A 5,824-nucleotide genomic window follows, 5' to 3' on the forward strand; every position below is an offset into this window, starting at 1 on the left:
TTCCTAAGCTTTGCCAACTTGCATTTTTACACAAACCTATCTACATGCTATAAATGCTTTCCTCTCATTAAGCGCGCCCTATTTTTGCCCTGTTTCACCTCTAATTTTAATAATGAATCATGTAGATAGGTGACACCTGTATTTTTGATTCAGTTTAATCTGACTCTTTTTTCATAATGTCTACTAAACTCGAATTCATCTCTCTGGCTAACTCAACCACATCCTTGGCTGCTGCTTGTGATAAATCAAATTGCCTCGCTTTTTCATCCAGTTCTTGCGTGTGCCTTTTTTCTTCCAATGCCATTTGCGCTAATTTAAGCTCTTTTTCTATTTGATATTGTTTTATTCTTTCATCTCTTTCACGTTTTCGGTCAGCCAAAGCCTGATCTTCATCTTTGCCCACCGATGCCTCCCTGATCACCATGATTAACGCCATTATGACAGGTGCTATCATACCAACCACTGGCGTAAACGCTTCAACATCCAGGTAATAACCCGATAAGCAGGTTATTAGCACCAAAACGACCGTTGTTGGCATCGCCCACTTGCCTACTATGACCATCACAATGTCTTGTGGTAAGCGAGGTCGGTGCATCCTTTTTTTTGTTGTTTGGTTTTTTTCTTTTACTGTGGGACCAAGCTGAATACGCGTAATTTCAGAATTAGGTTTTGGTTTCATATTGAGTACTCCGATCATGACTAAAAATATTGACTCAAACTGAACTTTAAAGGGGTTATTTCATAGCTGGGAACGGCCTTAAAGAGAAGGAAAATGATTGGTAAAGCTCACTTGAGAAAGAAGGGGGAGCTGATGCTCCCATAATTGGTCGCTACTTTAATTATCAAAAGCAGGAGATGGTGGGGATAAAGAAGCCAGAGTCTAGGTATCGCATTGCTTTGCACTTAGCACGCAAATATAAACTAGAAAACAGGGTATAAAGTAAGACTGAATTTTAGTGCCGCGTGCTGAATATATCGCCACAATAGTAATTGCCTGACACAAAGTTTGACTCTACAGCAGCGCTTTGAATGCTATCTAAATAAACAATACTCCATACTAACCACTCATCTAAGCCGCAGCTTTTACCATGATTTAGAATGTACAAAGTACTGTTGCACAACATGCCGTTACAAGGTAACGAGTAGGCATTTTGTAACCGTAAAAGTAAATTTTCTAAGTAACCTCTCACCGCAGCTTTAAATAGCAGATCAGCAACAAACTGATCGCGAATACACTCACCTTTTATTTGCTGCCAAATCTCAACACAATATTGCTGACGGAATATGGTCAGTAGCTCTGCAGGCTCAAAACCCGCTTGTTGTAACGTTTGCCAACACCCCAATGTATTTATGTCCACATTAAAAATATCAACTTCAACTTCCGATTTGGTAAATACATGATTAAATGTACTGATATAGTCAGCCATAAGTCACCTTAATGTGTTTGCTCAAATTGAAGACGTCGTACTGCAGAATGTGTGAAGAAAAAATGCAATGTGTTCGATAAACACTATGAAAAAAAGTTTGAGATACCCACAAACACCACACGATTTGCTTTGAAATAACAAACTGCAGGTCGTTGATAGCGACGGTGTTATGGGTTTAATTTTCCTCTAATTTGTAAAAATACAAAATTAATGAAATCACTGATCACGCTATGTGATTCGCTGCCATGATCATAACAAGGTGGGCAATATTGGTGCTGTTCCGGCGTATGAGTCCAAGGCGGTCTTTGCGTATTTGATGCTGCATTTTCGTCTAAGAAATACATCATTTGTGTTTCACTTGATGCAATATCAGTAATATAACGCGCATGTATGTGCATCGAATGCTCAGCTGTAAAAAACAATAAGCGGTTGATATTATTATTTTGCTCTATCAATGTATTATCACTACTGTGTAAACCCGATAATGAAAAAGTGATTTGTGTAATGGCATCTGCTACTGAACCATCCATTGCTTGTATTGCCTTTCTCTGAACCACAATATTTGACTCAAAGCCGTGCTCAGCCAATAGTCCTTTTACTGACTCCAATTGCGGTAATACATGACTGACAAACAGCGTATTTAATGTAAAGTACCAGTGCTCCTTTGTATGCTGAGCTTGATCATCAGCTTTTTGGCGTGCTATTTCATATTGCTCATAACGTGATTGATGCTCATTGATCAGTTGGTGTAACGTCGAATTTTGAACTAGTGACATAACTGTCCTCCAAATAATATAAATGCTTACGGTATATTGTAGTGTTAAAAGCCGCTGTGCCATTTAACATCAATTAATAACTCGGGCAACCAGGGTAACTGAATTAAGCCAAGTCCCCATGGCATACGCATCATTAGTACATCTTGCGGCTTGTTTTGAATGCTGATAGCAAGTCCTCTTTCTGTCAGCTGCACTTGCCCTTCACGCTGTAAAAACAATGCAGAGAACGTCGCAACAGACATATCTTGCAGTGCATGCCAACGCGAAATCACCACTGCGAGCATATGTTCAACTGCACTATGTTCACTTTCAAGCACCTCCTCTGGAGTTTCCACAACGCATGTAGGTGGTAACCCAAGTAATGCGTTAATGGTGTAAGTCGCGTGAACCATAGGGTCTACCCCCACAATAAAGCACAGTATACTATGCGCTTTCGCACGGGCTCGTTCGTCAACAAATTGCCCCTGCGTAGGCTCCGATTTCATATCCAATAGTCCTAATTTAGCAAACAATGGCGTTAAAAAAGGCCAGAGCAAAACAATGCCGGCATCGGCACTAACTAATGCTTCATTATCCATTAACTGGCAGCGCATCGCGGTGATGGTTTGCTCCCCCTGAACTAACAATTGTTCAAGGCCATGCTCACACAGTTGCTGCCTGTGCTTGTTGTTCTGAGTCATCAGGTTATTTTCAATCACTGAAACAGCATTTTTCAATGACTGAATTAGCCCCTCTGAGTTCGGCATTTGATAACGTGTCTCTTCACTTCCCGCATCATGTAACATTTGCAGCTCAAAAACACCGTAGTCGGCCTTCCCCTCAAACAGGGTATTATTAACCGTTGGTAGTTGTCTCGTTGCCATACGCCGTAGCTGCTTTAACTGCCTTTTCGCCTCTTGCCAATTATGGATACAAAAAATTGGCTCAATAGATGACAATACTTGATGTATCAGTGCCGACTCCCTTTCGCCTGACAACACACTCACACTGCTGTTATCATCACGCTGAGTGTCAACCTCTAAGAGATTCTTCTCTAACGATGCAGTTTGTACATGCACAACGGGATGTTCATCTGCACTCGGTTCACAGTCACCCTGCATGGTTTTTTTCGCGTTGGTTTGACCTAACTCTATAAGCGCTTCAGCCCCCCACTCTATTAAAGGAAGAGTCCAATATATGCCGCGTTGTAATGCGCGACTAAGGCTCGGGTTGATGTCGTCAAAGCGCTTTTTAATCTCGACCAACTGTTCAATAGACACAATGATTTCATTAAGAATAGGCAAAGTATTTCTGTGCTTAACACACAATTGATATTGGCTATTAAGCCAGGTCAGTAGTTCAGTAAGTCGCTCATATAACTGGTGCTGTGACGGCACAAAATCACCCTTTTGAAGTGATATAGCCTCTAAATGAATTGCCATCGATTTTATCAAATCTAACACGATTGTAGATAAAACCGGCACACCTGTTGACACCTCCTCATAGCCTTGATGACTCGAACCTTGATTATTCGCTCTTTCAACTCGCTTGCCATTATTGGTTTGTATATCATTCAATCGAGCTGCCAATGCTGCACATACACCAGCTAAATGCTGAGTTTGCTCTTTTTCAAACTCATGATTTGTTTTATCCGTAGCAACAAGCCCCCTTGAACGAAACCTCGTTACAGCATTCGTCGTCGAGCTTTGCGTTGCAATGGCCATATGCTCTGGGTCTTTTATGAATTGGAGTAACCCGACATAATCATGCGTAACTAGGTATTGTTGAGCGCCTAACCATTGGCTTTGTGTTAAAAGAGGTTCAAGATATTTCAAGCGAACCCGAATATCACAATAGAAATAGTCGGCTTCACCAATATCTGCCTCGATAGCTTCAATGCCAGTCATCAATAAGTCAGTTGCCACACTCTCGGTGCGATTAACCTGAGCCCGTTCGTTATTCTGATCAATGTTAAACGCAGGCAAGTAGCTTTCAGAATGCCGCGTTATAGACAATTGTACGCGTTTCTGATAGTGCTCCAACCAAAGCGCAACCTCATTTAACACATGTCCCTTGCGCTGTCGCGCTACCGCATCAGACACATCATTTGATGACAGTATCAGTTCTCTGAGCTTAATAATTAACGCAACTGGCACATCTGAAAAGCTACTCAGTAACACTCTTATTTTACTTAGGTGTTGCGGCTTATCAGCAAAGCTGAGCTGTGCCACCTCACGGTTGATATAGAGGTGCAACAATTCAAGACGTTGTATTACATATCGATGCGTGTCTATTTCGGGTCTGGCCGATAACACAAAAGCTTCTAAGGCCATACGAAACTGGATGGGGAGTTGGTGGCTTCTTTGTAACTCCTGCTGTAACTGTGACCACTTTATAGTAAACATAGCCGGTAACATCGCGCCAACTTGCAATGTATTTAATAGTCGATACGTGCTTTGCAATTGATACAAACGCGCACTAAAGTGCACAGACGCGGCTCTATCAACGGCCATACTGATCAATGACGATTCAGGCAATTGGTCATAGTGAGACATATCTGTATATACATTAAGGCCTAAAGCTGGCTTTTTCTTTTCTGTTACCTCGTTTATCCACTGAATCGCTTGATTTTCACTCGCACTTTGATAATGCACTTCTATATCATCCAAAATACGTTCAAGGCCTATTAGCGCAGGATGATTGACAGTAGTACCTTGAGGGTGAAGTGCAAACCATGTATTTAGCTTTAACTGCGACCCTTTTGAACCCAAACCAGCTAATACACGTTGCAAGTGTGATTGTGTAAACACATGGCAAAATACATAACAATGATAACTCTTGAGTATCACTGAAACTGTTTGAGCATGGTGTAATGGCTGAGCCACATATTGAATATAAGTTTGCTCTAAATACATCCAAAATCGCTCAACATCATGAACCGACAGCTTCATCAATATATCCGTGAAATACGACACCTCATTTTTGTTTCCCCCATGCATATTCCGCTCTATAACATGCAATAAAGGGAACATAATATTAGCCAAAGTTGTACGACTATCATTAAATAAATTGATCAAACGACCTCGCGTAGCGGGCCAATCAGCATCTTGAATCAATTTTTCTAACATGACTTTGTCTAACTTAAAGTGACTTGCAATTACCCCCTGCAGGTTATTTCTTTGTGTATTAACAACGTCGCGTGCCGGATGCGCACAATAAGTCTTAACAAAATGCCTCCAAAGCGGACTGTATGGCCCTTGTGATCCCCCTAAAGTGCCATTGCTCGGTCGCGAATACCCCCCCTGAGTTAGCATTATATCATGCACACCTGAATCAAATTCTGATTGTAAACTTGCCATGATTATGGGTTTCACAACCGCATTAAAATACGGTTGTGAATTCTGCTCAATGGCCTGCCAATCCAATTCGGGTAATACTATTTCTATATCTGATAAATGCTGAATCTGCTCTGTTGTGCCTGATAGTTCAGGCAACTCTAGTTGCAACAATGATAACCCTTTGGATAACCACTGATTAAATGTCGCCTCTAAATCAGTTAAAGACTTACCTGAGTGCACTAACACACTGTATGGGGTCTCAAGTTCGACCCCTATTTTATTAACGTGTAATTGCATCATTAAA

Annotated in this window: 4 protein-coding genes; all 4 read right to left on the reverse strand. The window is 41.2% G+C overall.

The genetic code is table 11. The features are described 5' to 3' along the window. Nucleotides 1-154: 154 nt before the first annotated feature. Nucleotides 155-679 (reverse strand): hypothetical protein, encoded by a 525-nt coding sequence (locus tag J8L97_RS22300; protein WP_211052887.1) that lies wholly within the window; start codon nt 677-679, stop codon nt 155-157. Nucleotides 680-953: 274 nt separating this feature from the next. Then, nucleotides 954-1,427: a hypothetical protein gene (locus tag J8L97_RS22305; protein WP_211052888.1), complete on the reverse strand. Its 474-nt coding sequence runs from the start codon at nt 1,425-1,427 to the stop codon at nt 954-956. A 167-nt stretch (nt 1,428-1,594) separates the two neighbouring features. Then, on the reverse strand, nt 1,595-2,203 hold the full coding sequence (locus J8L97_RS22310) for a hypothetical protein (protein WP_211052889.1): 609 nt from the start codon (nt 2,201-2,203) through the stop codon (nt 1,595-1,597). Between the two features lie 44 nt (nt 2,204-2,247). After that, nucleotides 2,248-5,824: contractile injection system tape measure protein (locus J8L97_RS22315; RefSeq protein WP_211052890.1), on the reverse strand; the 3,577-nt coding region annotated here is incomplete at its 5' end.

The sequence above is a fragment of the Pseudoalteromonas sp. MMG012 genome, assembly GCF_018100875.1.
GTDB classification, from domain to species: Bacteria; Pseudomonadota; Gammaproteobacteria; order Enterobacterales; family Alteromonadaceae; genus Pseudoalteromonas; species Pseudoalteromonas aurantia.

What these genes read in the sequence shown, in the direction of transcription:
- J8L97_RS22300 (WP_211052887.1), bottom strand. Translation starts at nt 679, where the DNA reads ATGAAACCAAAACCTAATTCTGAAATTACGCGTATTCAGCTTGGTCCC.
- J8L97_RS22305 (WP_211052888.1), bottom strand. Translation starts at nt 1,427, where the DNA reads ATGGCTGACTATATCAGTACATTTAATCATGTATTTACCAAATCGGAA.
- J8L97_RS22310 (WP_211052889.1), bottom strand. Translation starts at nt 2,203, where the DNA reads ATGTCACTAGTTCAAAATTCGACGTTACACCAACTGATCAATGAGCAT.